Here is a 14408-nt window from a genome sequence, read left to right as displayed (position 1 = left end):
TGATTCACCCCTCCCCAGATGCTGCGGGAGCGGGTGACACCTTGACCGGGTGCCTGGTCTTGACGGCGCGGCGCGCCTTCTTGTTGTGGGTGCTCCAGAAGCGCTGCTCGAAGTGGCGCAGGAGGATGCACCACTCGGCGTTGGTTCGGGCACCGGCGCGGATGGCCGAGTCGACCGTGGAATGGCCCGTGCCCCTGAGGAAGGCGCGGGCTGCCAGGTGGGCGTAGTGGGCGGACTTTCGAGGCAAGGGCAGCTCCGTTTCAGGTGAGGGTGCCGAGGGCGTGGTGGGCGCGGGCATGGGTGGAGGGGGGCAGGCAGGTGACCAGCAGGCGGCTGTCGTTGTCCCAGATGGCGGTGATGTGGCGCCGGGCGTAGCGGAAGCGGATCAGCACGCGGCGGCCTTCCGGGTAGCCGTCCAGCAGGACACTGGGGCAGTGGCCGGTGGCAAGGGCGTGGCAGAGCTGGTGGTACTCGTCGAGCTTCAGGCGCAGGCGGTAGCGCTGCCAGAGGCGCTTGCGAACGTGACGGTAGGGGGAGGGGCGGGGAATCACGGCGCGGCCTGGTGCAACTCGTACAGCCGGGCGTTGGCATAGTCCCCGGCCTGCTCGAACGCCTGCTGCCAGTTGTCCGTGCCGCATCCGGACCAACGGTGCAGCCGGGCGCGGCCCTCGGGGGTCTGGGCGAGCTGACGGATGTGGGTGTGGAGGCTCATCGGTGACCCTTCAGCAGACCCACTACCCGGATGCCGAGGACGGCCAGGGCTTCCTCGGGGCTGGTGACGACGTGGACGGGCAGGCCGCAGATGGTCAGCTCGTGGTGGCGCTCGCGCTGGGCAGGGCTGAGCTTGCCGGTGCGGGGGCGCTTGACCTCCAGCCAAACGGCGCGGCCTGACCGGAAGACGTACAGGTCAGGGATACCCTTGGTGGCCCAGACCTGGCCGCCGCGAGCGCTGCCCTTGAACATCTCCCAGACGATGAAGTCCTGGGCTTTCAGGGCCTGCACGATCTGGGCCTGGATGGTGGACTCCAGGGCCTCGCCGTCCTGCTTGCTGACGCAGCGGGTCACCGTGATCCTCTCCGGGTAGCGTGAATCCGCACGCCCCGCGCGGCCCGCTGGCGATGAACGGGGCGAGCGTTGGCGGCGAGGGCGCTGTGCAGCGTCCGGGGCTGGGGCTGCTGGCGGCCGGGGCGGGTATGGGGACGGGTACGCGGCGGCTCCGGCGTCAGGGCGCTGTGGGCTTCCAGCCACTCCCTCACCTTTCCAGCCAAGACGGCGAGCTGTTGAGAGAAGCGTCTGAAGGCTTCTACGGCTTCCGTGGTCATCCCTCCCCCCCTTCCACTGTCTTCCGGTACGCCGCGACAATCCCGGCGAGCGTTTCATCTGAAACCGTCAGAAACGCGCGGAACACCAGCTCGTCACGTTCGGCGGGCGGCAGGTGCTCCAGACCCAGCGTGCCCAGGCGCTGCTGCACCTGCTGGCGGAGCTGGGCGGCCTCGGCGGTCATCCGGCGGCCCACGCTGCCCGTGTCGAGCTGCTGCGCGAGGTCGCGGATGGTGTGGCTGCCCAGTGCGGCGTTGACCTCTTCGAGCGTGGCGCCGTTGTCCAGAGCGCGGGCCGCGTCCACGAGGTCGCCCTGATCGGTGGCGGCGGTGCTGCCGAGGTGCAGGGCGTACCCAGCCCGCCAAGCACGCCAGGCGGTAGTGCGGGAGAGGCCCGCGTGCCGGGCGAGGATGCTGCTGAAGTCGCCCTGCTGACCGGCGACGCTCCAGCGCAGGAAGAGGTGGTAGGCGGCGAGGGCGCGGACGTTCAGGTCGCGCTGGGCGGCCCGGTAGGACTCGCCCCAGGCGGCCATGTCCTGTTCGAGGGTGGGAGCGCGGGCTTGGAGCTGCTGGCCGGTCACACGAACCTCGCCAGATTCGAGAAGCGCGTGAAGGGCGCGTGGTACTGGACCTTCACCATGCCGGTCGGCCCGTTGCGCTGCTTGCCGATGCCGAACTCGGCCACGCCCTGCTGGTCGGTTTCCTTGTTGTAGACCTCGTCGCGGTAGATGAACATCACCACGTCGGCATCCTGTTCCACGCTGCCCGACTCGCGCAGGTCGCTGAGCTGCGGGCGCTTGTTCGGACGGTCTTCCACGCCCCGGTTCAGTTGCGAGAGAGCCAGCACAGGAATCTGGAGTTCCAGCGCCAGGTTCTTCAACTCGCGGCTGATCTCACCGACTTCTTGGGTCCGGTTGCCACCGCCGCGCCCCGCCACCTTGACCAGTTGCAGGTAGTCCAGCACGAACATGCTCAGCGGGTCACGCTGGTGCTCGCGGCGCACCATATCGGTGAGCTGGTGCAGGTACAGGTTCTGCTTGCGCACGATGTCCAGCGGCAGGCGGTTCAGGAACTCCTGCGCGGGGATGAGGCGGCCCCAGTCCCGTTCACTGAGCTGCGCCTTGCCGCGCTGCGCGTCGGTGAAGCGGCTGAGGTCTACCCGTCCCTCACTGCACAGCAGGCGGGTCATGATCTCCTCGGCGGGCATCTCCAGGCTGAAGCCCAGCACGCGGCCCGTGGTGGCCGCAACGTTCACCGCCATCTGGAAGGCAGCGGCCGTCTTCCCCATCCCAGGCCGCGCGCCGAGCACGTACAGTCGGGTGCCCTCGAAGCCGCCCACCGCGTCATCCAGGTCGGTCAGGCCGGTGGGTGCGCCGCGCCGCCCGGTGCCGCTGCTGGCCTGTTCCAGCACGCCTGCCAGCAGACTGCCCCCGCGCACGATCTCCGCCTCGCCGAACTCCATGCGGGGGGCGCTGGCGGCCAGCGCGTCGATGTCTTCCAGGGGCATCTGCTGTTCGTAGGCGGCCTGCATGGTCTTCCCGGCGTGACTGATGACCTGACGCAGGTGGGCCTTTTCCAGCACGATGCGTGCGAAGTGCTCAGCGTAAACGGCGGTGCTGGTCTGGTCGGACAGGCCGATGAGGTACGTCAGGCCCCCCACCTCGTCGAGCTGCCCACGCCGGATGAGTTCCTCGGCGAGGGTGGCGAGTTCGACCGGGCCGGGGCTGCCGTCGCTACCGCGCTTCTCGCGCAGGGTCGGGATGCAGGCCCAGATTTTCCGGTGGCTTTCACGGTAGAAGTCCACCGGGACGACCTGGCCGACGACAGCGTTGGTGAGGGCGTCGTTGTCCAGCAGGACGCTGCCCAGCAGGCTGATTTCCGCCTCGTTGCTGTGCGGGGGGACGCGGGGGGTGAAGTCGGTCATGCCAACACCTCCCAGGCCGCCGCCACGCGGTCCGGCACGTCCAGCGGCGCGCCGCTCTCAGCGAAGAACACCAGACCGTACTCGACAGCTTCCACCGTCCAGACACGGCCATCCGGGGCGCGGCGGCGCTCGCCGGGCGTGCAGGTGGCCTCGCCGAACACGCGGCGGGTCTCGTCGAGGTTCTGTCGCCGTGCGTGCTGGACGGCTTCCGCGCGCTCCATGCGCTTCACCAGCGCGGGGAAGGGGTGAGCGAAACTGCCCGCCACCACGATGTCGCGGGCATTCTGGCGCAGGTCTTCGACGAGGCCATCGGCGACCCAGGCGGCGAACTGGGCGATCTGCGCGTCCTGGGCGGCGCGGTTACGGCTCAGGCCGGGCACGCCGGGCACCCAGCCCTGCCAGATATCCCACGCTTTGGCGTTGCTGAGCGCCTCCTGGGCGGCGCGGTAGCTCAGCGGCGCGGCGGCGGGCGGCGGAACTTGTTCAAGGTCAGTCACGTTCTCGGTTTCCTCGTGCTGGTGAGCTGTTTTGGGCTGTGAAGGCGAAGGCAGGTCAGCTCTGGCCCCGCCAGGGGCCGCGCCCTGCGCCTCCTGTGCGGCCCCTGGCTGCTGTTCGGAAGTTCCCCCAGCAACAACACCCGTCCTTGGCGTGGGTGCGCCATACAGGTCAGAGACGTAGGTGTTGTTGATCTTTAAATTCCTTCTAAGTCCTTCTACTTCCTTCAGGGAAGCGGATTTGCCGTGCAGAACGGCATTTCCGGCCCCTTTCTGCGTACAACTGTTCGCACGACCGTTCGCACGGTGGTTCGCACCGCCGTTCGCTCCGGGCTGGGTGTACCGCCAGGCCCGGCCCACCTGGGTGCAGAAGCCTGCGGCGGCCAGGGCAGCCAGGGCCTTCTCCACGGCCCGCTGCCCCAGGTCGGTCTGCGCCATCAGTTCGGGGATGGTCAGGGTCTTCTGGCGGTAGTTCGCCTGCTGCGCGAGGGCGGCCAGCACGCGCGTGTCGGCCCGCCCATTGCGCTTCTGGTACTCGATCACGGCGTTGTCGGTGATGCCGTAGGTGCCCTTCTCCCGGCGCGTGCCGGGCTTGACGGGCTTGCCGGGGAAGAGCTGGAGGTTTCGGGCTGGTGTCATGCGCCCACCGCCTTCTTGATCTCGTCCGCAGCGGCCTGGCCGTAGCGGTGGACGAGGCTGGTCAGCATGGCCGCCTGGTGAGGTGCAGACAGCCCCCGCAGCTCCCTGACCCAGAACGCCCGGAGGTCATCCGTCAGCTCCGGGCGGACCTCCACCTCGGTGGGAGGAAGGGGCCGCAGCCCCCCCGCTTCAGTCGGCGGCTGCCGCATGGCCCTCTCCCTCCACCTGCTGGCGCACCTGCTCGAACGTCTCAGTGCCCTGAAGCTGCGCCCAGTGGTGACGGATGATCTCGCGCCACTCGGCCATGTCCTCGTCGTCGGTGCGCTTCGGGTCATCCCAGCTCGTGGGGTCGTAGCCCGCCTCTTCCAGCAGGTCCGCCAGATGCTTCATCGAGCAGCGGGCCAGGAATGCGGCGATGGCTTCCACCTCAGCTTGCACGCTCTTCAACAGTGCGGTGCCGTCCAGGACGTGCAGGACCTTGAGCAGCCTGCGGCGGGCCTCTTCCTGCTCTTCGCCGATTGCCGCAGCGGGCAGCGCGGGCAGGCCCAGGGCCGCGAGCAATTCCGCGAGCTGTGCAGGACCACAGGCCGCCAGCAGCGCCCGGGCGGTCGTCTCCCAGTCCTGAAACTCGGCGTCCTCGACCTCCGGCGCGGGCAGGGCCAGCACTTCCTTCGGCGCGTTCAGCACGCCCGCCGCCACCGCTTCCGGCTGCTCTTCCTCGAAGAGGCCAGGGCCTTCCTGCAACTCGCGGACCTGCACGATCAGGGCCAGCTCGTAGGTCACGTGGTCGAACAGCTCAGTCAGGTTGTCGTGCGAGTTGTGCCACTTCTCCAGCGTGGCGACGGGCACGAAGTCCTTCATCTTGCTGCCCTTGCTGGTGAAGGCCAGCTTGCGGAACTCGCCGTCCTCGCGGTCCGTCACTTGCACGGTGAAGGTCACGTCCTTGCTGTCCTGGGCGTTGTGGGCCGCGCGCAGAAACTCCAGTGCATCGGCGGGTACCTGCACGTCGAGCAGGCTGATCAGGTCGTCCTTGGCGTTGTACTTGGTCTCGGTGCGGTAGGCGCGGACGGTGTAGAGCTGGGTCTGTTTCATCTGGAACCTCGCGGGGAAGGGGAAGTGGCCCGCCCCGGGTGGGGTGCGGGCCAGGCGGGTCAGAACGGCAGAATCTTCTTCTGGGCTTCGACGAACACGGCAGCGGCTTCGTGGTTATCCCAGCCGCTGAACATGTCGAGGATGGTCTGTGCCTGCCCCTCGTTCAGGTCCTTGGTGCCGACGGGCCGGTCGCTGCTGGTCAGGTAGCCCCACAGCACCGCCCGGTCATCGCTGGTGGTTGCCCCGGCCCGGGCCGCGCACTGTGCGAGGGCCTGGCGCTGGGCACTGCTGGCGAGCACCTCGGCCTCGACCGGGGCGGAGTCCTGCGGCCCCGCTTCCTGGGCGGGCCGGGCGTGCTTCAGGCCCAGCTCTCGCAGGGCCTCGTAGCAGGCCCGCGCGCCGTCAATGCCGGTGCGCCACTCGTAGGTGTCGAGGACGCTCTGCACCGCGTCGGCGGGGGCGACGTTGCGAACGCGTGTGGCGAGCAGGCCGATGCTGCTGGCCCACTTCTGGAGCGCCTCTTCCTGCTGCGGGTCAGGCAGGGTCTGCGGCTGCACGCCCGCCTGCTGCGCCACCTCGCGCGTCACGTCAGTGCGGCGGGCCTGGGGCGCGGCAGGGGCAGGGTTGTCGGCCTGCGCCATCTCCTCGCTGGTGTACAGCCCGCTCATGTCCTGCGGGAATGCCTTGCGCAGCGCCAGCGCCTCAGCCACTTTGGCGAGCATCAGGTCGGGCATCTTGGCCCACATCGGGCCGGGCTTCCCTTCCTTGTTCGTCTGCACGTAGCTGTCCCAGCGTGCCGTTGCCCACAGCGGCTCCCGGAAGTCCGAGCGCAGCACGCCCACCTTTGCCGCTGCGGGCGGCGTGCTTTCCAGCCACACCTCGCGCCACACCCCGTCTTTCGCGCACCACATCGGGCCGACCTGCCCGGCGTATTTGCCACTGCGTTCGGCGACCAGGCGCAGGCCGTCGATGCTGACCTGCACACCCATCACCTCGCGGCGCTCTTTGTTGTCCCAGCGCTTGATGGCGTAAATCTGCCGGGCGAAGGGGTCAAGACCCGTGCGGTTGCACTGCTGCACGAAGAGGCTCAGCTCATCGTCGGTGGCCCCCTTGGCGATGGTGCGCTTCACGAGGTCGATCTGTTCGCGGCTTAGCCCCTGCTGGGCCTGCTGGAGGGCGAGAGGGGGGTAGGTCGTGCTGGCGTGTTCAATGGCCGTCATGGGTTCCTCCAGGTGGGGTGGGTGAGACGGGTCAGCAGCGCGGTCAGCGTGAGCAGGAACAGCACGAGGTCGGCGACGCAGGCCAGCCGCAGCCAGGCACTCGCGTCAGGGCTGAGGCGGTCGATGATCGGGAACATCGCGACGTAGGCCAGGACACACAGCAGGGCGAGGCGGATCACACGCTCACCGCCCGCATCTGCCCGCAGCCGCACCGCTCGACCCGGGCCTCGGCCGCGCGCAGCAGGACCACCAGTCGGCGGGTGCGCGCTTCGAGACGGGCGCGTTCGGCGGTGTAGGGTTCCTCAGCCAGCTCGGCAGCGAAGGCGTCCCAGCGGCGGGCGGCAAGACTCTGAACGTAGGTGGGGCAGACGCGCTTCATGCCTCACCCCCCACGCCCACCGGCACGCCGACCAGTCCCGTGACGGGGTTGCTCAGCACGACGGTGGGCGTGAACTCGATGCGGCCCCCGAACCGGCGCTGGGCGTCGAGCCGCTGCTCGATCTCGCGGATGACGCGGCTCGCATAGGACACGAGGTCGGCGGTGGGCACCGGGGTGGTGCCGTCGTCCAGGCGCACGAGGGTGCCGTGGCAGAACTGCGCGAGCATGGGCGTGCTGGGGCCATAGACCTGCACGCGTTCCCACTGGTAGATGCCGTCCTGTATCATGGTGGTGCTCCTTTCGAGTGCGCGCCTGGGTTGCAGTCCCTGTAGGCGCGCGTTTTCGTTTCAGCCGGGCAACGCGCCAGGCCGCCGAACGCCCAGTTGGGCGGGGTCGGAATGGTTGAACCGAGTGCAGATGTAAGAAATCTCACATCGGAGGTATGGGGCGGGTGTACGGTACATGGGACTCCCCTTCAGCCGGGTGCCCTGCACTGAATCCTCGGTTTCTCAGGCCTTGGATGGATTCAGTCAGGTCGAGTGGTCGTGGCTAGCTGGCGCGCGCGCTGGACGGCTCTTCGGTGGGAACAAGTGGCGTGCTGATGGGGCGCAGCAGCGCGGCGTGGCATCGGGCGATCAGGTCGGGGTTCTTCCATTCCGGCTCGCCGTTCTCCTCGTGCCGGTAGACCTCCGTGCCGCGCACGCTCGCGCTCACGACGCGGATGTCGAGGGGCTGGCGGGAGCGGGTCATGCGGCACTTCCCTGAGCAGCAGCCGGGTAGGCTGACCGCAAAAGGAGGTGATCTTGTTGACGTTTCCGAACTTGCCTGCTCAGCTCGCGAAGTCGCAGAAGGAAGCCGCTGAACATCAGGCAAAGCTGCTGATTGCCTACGATCTGGCGCTGCGCGTTGAAGGCCTTCATCAGCAACCCCAACTCACCGAGGACCAGATCGCTCGGGTGTGGACTCGGGCAAAGGCGCTACTTGTCCGTCTGACGTGAACTGAACGCCCAGCCCACCAGCCAGCAGGTCCCGAATCTGCCTCAGCAAGCCGATAGCCTCTGACATCTGCGCCCCGGTAGCCGCCGGGGTGTCTTGCTGTTCCATGTGTGCCTGCCTTCGCGAGCGGGTCATACGCCGACTCCGTTTTCGGAATAACCTATTTTCTCGGATTTATTTATATCCGAAGGAAAAAAGAGAGCGTGTACCGGCACACCCAGCGCATGGGCGATGGCTTCGGCGGTCTTCGTCTCGGTGCCATTTACGGTAGCCAGCTCATGAGCGCGGATCGTCAGCGACGAAATGCCACTTAGAGCGGCTAGCTCGTCGCGGGACAGCCCGCGCTCTTGGCGCAGTCGCTTGATCTCGCTCATTCGCATGGTCAGAGAATATAAGTAAATCCGTACATTGTCAATGTACATCCTCGGACCAGGCCTGCCTACACGGATTTGTCTTTGGACCTCATGCAACTAAATCCGTACATTGAGCGTAGTACGGGCAACATGTACGGACTGACGCATATGGCGACCCCCAAGGCCAAACCCACGAAGACAGCTCCGCCCGCTTGGGCGTTGAAGCTGAAGATGCGTCGCCTAGAACTCGGCAAGGGCCAAGAGGACATCGTTGCTGCTACAGGAGACCTGATGACCCAGGCATGGGTCAGCGACGTTGAGCGAGGCAAAACTGATTTGAGACAAGCAGGCTTTGCCAAAGTCGTCGCCCTCGCGCGCGCACTCAATTGGACCTTAGGCGAAATGCAGCGCGCCACCGGGATTGATCTTGGCGTGGCGGATGCTGTCGCCATCGGCAACGAGGCCACACCGGTCTTCAAGCTGCAAGACCTGCTGAAGCCCGAGCCACAGCCGGACGCTTTCAGCTTCATTGCGCCGAACCCCCATGTGCGCAACCCCGACAACTACGGGGTGTTCTTCGCTGACAGCGACGAGATGACCACCGCCCAGGCCCGCAGCATCCACCCGGACGATCTGGTCTTCCTCGACCTGGCCGCCACTACGCCCCAGGAACAGCGCGTCTATGCCGTCGAGAGCGGCGGGCGCGTGTTCCTGCGCCGCTACAGTTCCACGCCGTTCGGGCACGCCTGGACGGCGGACAATCCGTCCTACGCCGCCCACCTCATTCCCGCCGATCAGGCCCGTGTTCTGGGTCGCCTGTACCGCATCGTCAGCGACCGCCACGAAGGCCCGCTCAACTAAGGAGAGTCCATGCCCGTCGCCCCCAGCGGGGTTTTTTTACCCTCGCGTTACGCTAAGAACACAAGAGTGCTCCCTGTTTCCGGCATCGTGCAAGCGAGCCGCCCGGACGCCCCGGTCGACGACTACTACGCCGACCTGCGCCAGGTGGTCGTGACCCTCACCGCCAGCCAGTACCGCCCGGGTGCGCGGGCCATGCTGATCACCGGCGACAGCATGGACGACGGGACCGAGTGCGCGATCCGGAGTGGCGACATCGTGCTGGTCGACACCAACATTACGTACAGCATCTACAGCCCCCACAAGATCACCGTCTTCGAGACGCCGAACGGGTACGTGGCGAAGCTGCGGACAGTGCTGAACGGCAAGCATGTGCTGGCCAGCCTGAATCCGAACGTGCCGCCGATCCGGAACATGACGGGGTACAAGATCGTGGGCAGCGTGTACGCGAAGTACGTGGGTGCGCGCCAGGTCGAGTCGGTCTGAGCGATGGGGTACTACACGGTTCTGATTCCTGATTGCAGGGACGTACACGACCTCCGGCGCACGGTATGGCGGCTGGAAGTGGAGCCGGAGTGCAGCCAGCATGGAGAGGAAGGCGGCACCTGGTGCCTAACGTGGCCGGACGACATGGTGCCGCTCGCCTATGTGGAGGGCGTGGCGGCCCACGTCAGCCTCTTTAACCGGGACGTGCAGCTGTACAAGGACGTGGTCGAACGGCCCTACCGGTTCCAGCCGCAGCTGCTTGACCACGGCACGCGAGTGAAGGTCTTCAATGAGGGCGTGTGCCGCGGCTTCCTGGAAGCGGAAGAGGATTCCCTGCCATTGCCCGAGGCGGCAGTGAAGGTAATCCGGGCATTGCAGCGGGAGGGGAGCCTCTCCCGTCGGCTACAGATGACCATCACTGAACAGGACGGGCAGCAGGTAGCAGAGATCACGATAGGTATGCCCCCCATCCTCTTCAGGAGTCGGTCCTACTGTGACCGCCTATACGAGGCCGTCGAAGGGACCAGCACGGAGGAGTTTCTGATCACGCTCAAGATCGTTCCCCAGGACATGCAGCGGGGGCCTATTCCAGGAGTTGCTCCGTGACGCTCAGCTCCTATCCGCTCTGGAAACTGCTACTCGTCGAGGCGTTGATCCTCTTCATCGCGGGCCTGCATGCCATTCTGCTCAGCCACCAGGGAACAAAGCGTACCCGACAGGCCATGGATAGGTTCATGAAAACAAGTGGCTCTCTGACCACGGTGCTGCTCGTATTGAGTGGAATTGCTCTCCTGTCCATCCCTGTAACTGTCGGTTTGCTGACCGTTCTTGCGAAGCAGACGGTGCTGAGTGCCAAAGTTATCCTTGAGGTCACCGTTCAGCTCTTTGGCCTTTCGTCGCTCGCCAACATCCTGCTTCCCGCTCTGGTGAAGGACCTGCGCGCGAGCATGGCGCTCAATCTCTTAGCGGCCATCCTCCTTGTGATTGGGGCCGTCTGTGGCAATCTGTTCAAGTTATACGTTGCTGAGAACGCCTTTTCAGGGATGGGGCCTATGTACAGTGCTGTAGGGTTCGTGACCTCGCTTCTCACCATATTTGCCCTGCTGGGGTACGCGCTTTGGCTTGCTTGGCGGGAGCGCAGCCAACGCCCTGTTGGAAACCCAGCATGATCTGTCCCGCCTCTCTCCATATTTCGTGACCCCCCCTTAGTTACCTTTCGCCTCTTGTGAATACATGGACGCAACCAATGAGCTTATCTGAAGAACTGGACAACCAAGTTGCCTGCGCAAAGCTCCTTGCTTTACGCGAGTCATATGAGTTTGAAGCCAAAGATGCTCAGGGCCGTGATGGTAACGGTGCTGTTCCCAACGCCCTGTGGGCAAGTTATTCCGCTATGGCAAACTCGGATGGCGGGTACATCCTCCTGGGTGCGGCAGAAAACTCGGACGGAAGTCTAAAGTTCACGGGAATCAAAAACGCCGGCAGGGTCGTGGATGATTTCTGGAACACCATCAACAATCCAGATGCCGTCAGCAGGAACATCCTGCATCAGGGTTCTGTTGAGGTCATCGAGTGTGATGATGTCAATCTGGTCTTGATTCGGGTAGAACGGGCTAGCAGAAAAGAACGCCCTATCTACATTGGAAAAAACCCTTTTGGCAATACCTATAAGCGCTTAAATCAAGGCGATTATCGTTGCCGTCGGGATGAAGTCAGCCAGATGATTGCTGACGCAGTGGCTGATGCACGCGACAGTGATATCCTAGACGATTTCACCATTGATGACATTGATGGCGATAGCCTTCGGGCCTTCAGAAATGACTTTGCCTCAAGCAAGCCCAGGCATCCCTATCTGACCTTTGACGACAAGGATCTGCTTGAGCACTTGGGCGGCTGGCGTGTTGACAGAAAAACTCAGCGAGAGGGGCTTACTCTCGCTGGACTTCTAATGTTCGGAAAGTGGAAGAGCATCCGGGAAGCCCTCCCCCACTACTCCATTGATTATCAGGATCGAACCCATCTGGTCGATGACCAGAGATGGTCCGACCGAGTCCTCCCCGACGGCACCTGGTCCGGGAACCTATACGACTTTTATCGAAGGGTATATAGCAAGTTGGTCGCCGATCTGGCCGTGCCTTTTCAGATGCTGGAGGGGGCTAAGCGTGTCGATGAGACGGACGTGCACATTGCAATCCGCGAGGCACTCATCAATGCGCTTGTTCACGCGGACTATTCCTTGACCACCGGGATTCTGATCGTGAAGCACCCCAGCGGCTTCATCTTCAGAAACCCCGGCGTATCTCGTGTCCCTATCGACTTGGTGTACCAGGGAGGGGTCAGCGATTGCCGGAACCCTTCCCTGCAACTGATGTTCCAGATGGTCGGCGGTGCGGAGAAAGCTGGCTCTGGCTTCCCGAAAATTAGGCACGCTTGGGAAAGACAGCATTGGCGTCGGCCGGCTCTCTCCGAGAAGCCATCTCCCGAAGTGGTTGAACTTGAACTCTTCACGGTGGGGCTCTACCCGGAATGGGTGACTTCCCGGTTGATCACGCTGTTCGGCGACCGCTTCAAGCAGCTGTCTCCTCAGGAGCGCTCCATCCTCGCAACCGCAGTCTATGAGAGGAGGGTTTCCAACCAGCGTTTGCAACTCCTGTTGGACCTCCATCCCACCGATGTGACTCGCTTGCTCAGCAACCTGGTGGATCTAGGCATGCTTGTACGGCAGCGCATTTCCCGCTGGTACGAGTACGAGGTCGCTCAAGGGGACATGGCTCGAGCGGATCCATACCAGAGCCAGCAGCAAACGTTGTTCCCCCTACTGCTCGGAGATGAAGATGTTGCTGCGAGCAAACCCACCGGAACTCGCAAGCCCTCCAAGGGCTCGCAAGGTCGTAAGGACTCGCAAGGACTCGCAAGGTCGCAAGGTCGCAAGGACTCGCAAGGTCACCTTGCGAGCCAGAGGCATGCCACGATAGAGGAGGTCCCAAGGAGAATCGTGGCGGGGTTCTCAACTGTCACAAGAAAGCCCATCCCGACGACAATTTTGGAGTTGTGCCTTGAGCCCAAATCGACGGCGGAACTGGCCAGTATCTTGGACCTCGATCCGACCTACTTACGGCAGAGATACACCAGCCGCCTGATCAAAACGAACCATCTGGAGTACACGGCTGCTGCCACGTCCCCAGACGTGCAGTACCGGACCACTGAGCTAGGGAGGCAAATGCTAGGGCTGGTAGAGGATTAATGCCTCGCCCCGCTGCCCTCTACCTCCGCACGTCTGACCCCAACGGCGCGACCCGCGAGGACAAGCACGGCCTGACTGCCCAGGAGGCGGAGTGCCGCCAGTACGCCGGGCGCGCGGGCCTGACCGTCGTGGCCGTCTACTCCGACGCCATCAGCGGCACCACCGAGGCCCGCACCGGCTTCGGGCAACTGCTCGCGGACGCCCACCGCTTTACCGACCTGGTGGTGTACGCCGTTGACCGCCTCGCGCGGCACCCCCGCGCGGGGTACGCCCTGATCGAGACGGCCCACCTCGCGGGCTTGACCATCCACACTGCCATCGAGGGCATGGTGGACCTGGACGATGACGCCGGGGCGATGAACACCGGGATGCGCCTGGTCTTCGCGGATGCCGAGCGTCGCCGGGTCGTGAAGCGCCTGGCCGCCGGGAAGGTCGCCAAGATGCGTGCGGGCAAGACGGTGTTCAAGCTGCGGAAGTACGGCTGGAAGGACGACCAGGTGCAGCCGGCAGAAGCGGCCTGGGTGACGTGGATGTTCGAGCGGGCGTTGGAGGTCGGGGCGCACACCATCCAGCAGGAGCTGCACGCGCAGGGTGTCCCCTCCCCTACTGGCGAGGCCGCCTGGGACACTTCACTGATTCAGGCCATACTGCGTGACCCGGCCTACCGGGGCGAGTGGCTGTGGGGCCGCAGCAAACCTGGCCGCCCCTCCAGTTTCCAGGCTCCTATCAGCGCCCCCTGCCCTCGCATCGTGAGCGACGAACTGTGGTGGGCGGTGCAGCGCGCAATGCAGGCGCGGCGCAAAGGCCAGGGCCGACGCAGCAGCCGGGCGGACCTGTTCGCCCTCCAGGGGCGCATCACCTGCGCGGAATGCGGGCGGGCGATGATCGGGCACCGCCGCGATGAGCGCAATGCCTACTACACCTGCGGGGACAGCCGCCACCCGCTCGCCAAGCGGCATGGCTGCACCCACCGGGTCTACTACCCGGCTGAGCGCATCCACACGGAGGTGCGCGGCTGGCTGGAGGGCCTGCTGGGGCAGGACGTGGACCTCACGCCCTACCTGCCCAACGCAGCGCCCGAGGCGCGCGACGTGACGCCGCTCCTCTCCGACATCGATGTGCGTCTGCGCCGGGTGAAGGAAGCGTACGAGGCGGGGATCGACTCGCTTCAGGAGTACGGCGAGAAGAAGGCGCGGCTGGAAGCGCAGCGGCAGGCGATCCTCAACGCGCCTGCGCCTGCTGCTCCTACGGTCTCCCCGGACGCGGCGCGGCAGGTGCTCAGGGACGCGCTGGGGTTGGAGTTCCGGGGAGCCGCGCTGAAGCTGGGATTGCGCGTGCAGGTGCGGAACGGCGGGGGGCTGAGCGTGTCGCTGGACCCGGTGATATAGCTGAGTAGTCGCTTTT

Annotated in this window: 22 protein-coding genes; 7 read left to right on the top strand and 15 right to left on the bottom strand. The window is 65.2% G+C overall.

What is annotated here, in order from left to right; genetic code table 11:
- Positions 1 to 4 precede the first annotated feature (4 nt).
- The 14 genes from DEIPH_RS19655 to DEIPH_RS04705 form a co-directional block, all read right to left on the bottom strand.
- A complete protein-coding gene (locus DEIPH_RS19655; protein WP_152544800.1) occupies positions 5 to 247 on the bottom strand; it encodes a hypothetical protein in 243 nt (80 codons plus the stop codon).
- Positions 248 to 260: 13 nt separating this feature from the next.
- Positions 261 to 551: a hypothetical protein gene (locus DEIPH_RS04755; protein WP_034354698.1), complete on the bottom strand. Its 291-nt coding sequence runs from the start codon at positions 549 to 551 to the stop codon at positions 261 to 263.
- Positions 548 to 712 carry a hypothetical protein gene (locus DEIPH_RS20125; protein ID WP_161636034.1) on the bottom strand — a complete coding sequence of 55 codons (165 nt, stop codon included), beginning with the start codon at positions 710 to 712 and terminating at the stop codon, positions 548 to 550. Before DEIPH_RS20125 ends, DEIPH_RS04755 begins: the two co-directional genes overlap by 4 nt.
- Positions 709 to 1065 (bottom strand): VRR-NUC domain-containing protein, encoded by a 357-nt coding sequence (locus DEIPH_RS04750; RefSeq protein WP_051517159.1) that lies wholly within the window; start codon positions 1063 to 1065, stop codon positions 709 to 711. Before DEIPH_RS04750 ends, DEIPH_RS20125 begins: the two co-directional genes overlap by 4 nt.
- 253 nt (positions 1066 to 1318) lie before the next feature.
- Complete coding sequence (locus DEIPH_RS04745) at positions 1319 to 1900, bottom strand: hypothetical protein (RefSeq protein WP_034354695.1); 582 nt, start codon at positions 1898 to 1900, stop codon at positions 1319 to 1321.
- Positions 1897 to 3243 (bottom strand): replicative DNA helicase, encoded by a 1347-nt coding sequence (gene dnaB / locus DEIPH_RS04740; protein WP_034354691.1) that lies wholly within the window; start codon positions 3241 to 3243, stop codon positions 1897 to 1899. The genes DEIPH_RS04745 and dnaB overlap by 4 nt, the downstream gene beginning before the upstream one ends.
- Complete coding sequence (locus DEIPH_RS18640) at positions 3240 to 4376, bottom strand: hypothetical protein (RefSeq protein WP_051517158.1); 1137 nt, start codon at positions 4374 to 4376, stop codon at positions 3240 to 3242. The genes dnaB and DEIPH_RS18640 overlap by 4 nt, the downstream gene beginning before the upstream one ends.
- Complete coding sequence (locus DEIPH_RS04730; RefSeq protein ID WP_034354685.1) at positions 4373 to 4585, bottom strand: hypothetical protein; 213 nt, start codon at positions 4583 to 4585, stop codon at positions 4373 to 4375. Before DEIPH_RS04730 ends, DEIPH_RS18640 begins: the two co-directional genes overlap by 4 nt.
- Entirely contained in the window at positions 4566 to 5468 is a 903-nt protein-coding gene (locus DEIPH_RS04725) for a hypothetical protein (protein WP_034354682.1), read from the bottom strand. Before DEIPH_RS04725 ends, DEIPH_RS04730 begins: the two co-directional genes overlap by 20 nt.
- A 59-nt stretch (positions 5469 to 5527) precedes the next feature.
- Complete coding sequence (bet, locus tag DEIPH_RS19135) at positions 5528 to 6688, bottom strand: phage recombination protein Bet (RefSeq protein WP_081790782.1); 1161 nt, start codon at positions 6686 to 6688, stop codon at positions 5528 to 5530.
- Positions 6685 to 6867, bottom strand: a complete 183-nt coding sequence (locus DEIPH_RS18630) for a hypothetical protein (protein WP_051517157.1) — start codon at positions 6865 to 6867, stop codon at positions 6685 to 6687. Before DEIPH_RS18630 ends, bet begins: the two co-directional genes overlap by 4 nt.
- Entirely contained in the window at positions 6864 to 7067 is a 204-nt protein-coding gene (locus DEIPH_RS18625) for a hypothetical protein (RefSeq protein WP_051517156.1), read from the bottom strand. Before DEIPH_RS18625 ends, DEIPH_RS18630 begins: the two co-directional genes overlap by 4 nt.
- Positions 7064 to 7354, bottom strand: coding sequence for a hypothetical protein (locus DEIPH_RS04710; protein ID WP_034354678.1), 291 nt, complete (start codon positions 7352 to 7354; stop codon positions 7064 to 7066). Before DEIPH_RS04710 ends, DEIPH_RS18625 begins: the two co-directional genes overlap by 4 nt.
- Positions 7355 to 7616: 262 nt before the next feature.
- The gene (locus tag DEIPH_RS04705) at positions 7617 to 7817 is read right to left on the bottom strand and encodes a hypothetical protein (RefSeq protein ID WP_034354675.1); all 201 of its coding nucleotides are present in this window, start codon (positions 7815 to 7817) and stop codon (positions 7617 to 7619) included.
- Positions 7818 to 7873: 56 nt separating this feature from the next.
- Here DEIPH_RS04705 and DEIPH_RS04700 point away from each other — a divergent pair, with 56 nt between their 5' ends.
- Positions 7874 to 8065, top strand: coding sequence for a hypothetical protein (locus tag DEIPH_RS04700; protein ID WP_152544799.1), 192 nt, complete (start codon positions 7874 to 7876; stop codon positions 8063 to 8065).
- Positions 8066 to 8194: 129 nt separating this feature from the next.
- Here the strand turns inward: DEIPH_RS04700 and DEIPH_RS19130 are convergent, their stop codons facing one another.
- Positions 8195 to 8437 (bottom strand): helix-turn-helix transcriptional regulator, encoded by a 243-nt coding sequence (locus DEIPH_RS19130; protein ID WP_200868157.1) that lies wholly within the window; start codon positions 8435 to 8437, stop codon positions 8195 to 8197.
- 381 nt (positions 8438 to 8818) lie between these two features.
- Between DEIPH_RS19130 and DEIPH_RS20120 the strand changes: the two genes are divergently transcribed.
- The 6 genes from DEIPH_RS20120 to DEIPH_RS04670 all read left to right on the top strand — a co-directional run bounded on the left by DEIPH_RS20120 (position 8819) and on the right by DEIPH_RS04670 (position 14392).
- A complete protein-coding gene (locus DEIPH_RS20120; protein WP_034354670.1) occupies positions 8819 to 9277 on the top strand; it encodes a S24 family peptidase in 459 nt (152 codons plus the stop codon).
- 66 nt (positions 9278 to 9343) lie between these two features.
- Positions 9344 to 9760 carry a S24 family peptidase gene (locus tag DEIPH_RS04690; RefSeq protein WP_034354667.1) on the top strand — a complete coding sequence of 139 codons (417 nt, stop codon included), beginning with the start codon at positions 9344 to 9346 and terminating at the stop codon, positions 9758 to 9760.
- 3 nt (positions 9761 to 9763) lie between these two features.
- A complete protein-coding gene (locus tag DEIPH_RS04685) occupies positions 9764 to 10366 on the top strand; it encodes a hypothetical protein (RefSeq protein WP_034354665.1) in 603 nt (200 codons plus the stop codon).
- Complete coding sequence (locus tag DEIPH_RS04680) at positions 10363 to 10929, top strand: hypothetical protein (protein WP_034354661.1); 567 nt, start codon at positions 10363 to 10365, stop codon at positions 10927 to 10929. Before DEIPH_RS04685 ends, DEIPH_RS04680 begins: the two co-directional genes overlap by 4 nt.
- A 77-nt stretch (positions 10930 to 11006) precedes the next feature.
- Complete coding sequence (locus DEIPH_RS04675; protein ID WP_081790780.1) at positions 11007 to 13004, top strand: RNA-binding domain-containing protein; 1998 nt, start codon at positions 11007 to 11009, stop codon at positions 13002 to 13004.
- Positions 13004 to 14392, top strand: a complete 1389-nt coding sequence (locus tag DEIPH_RS04670; protein ID WP_034354658.1) for a recombinase family protein — start codon at positions 13004 to 13006, stop codon at positions 14390 to 14392. Before DEIPH_RS04675 ends, DEIPH_RS04670 begins: the two co-directional genes overlap by 1 nt.
- Positions 14393 to 14408 lie beyond the last annotated feature (16 nt).

Source organism: Deinococcus phoenicis, assembly GCF_000599865.1.
GTDB lineage: Bacteria > Deinococcota > Deinococci > Deinococcales > Deinococcaceae > Deinococcus > Deinococcus phoenicis.
Note: the sequence above shows the minus strand (reverse complement) of the source record. Positions and strands in the feature narration are given on the sequence as shown.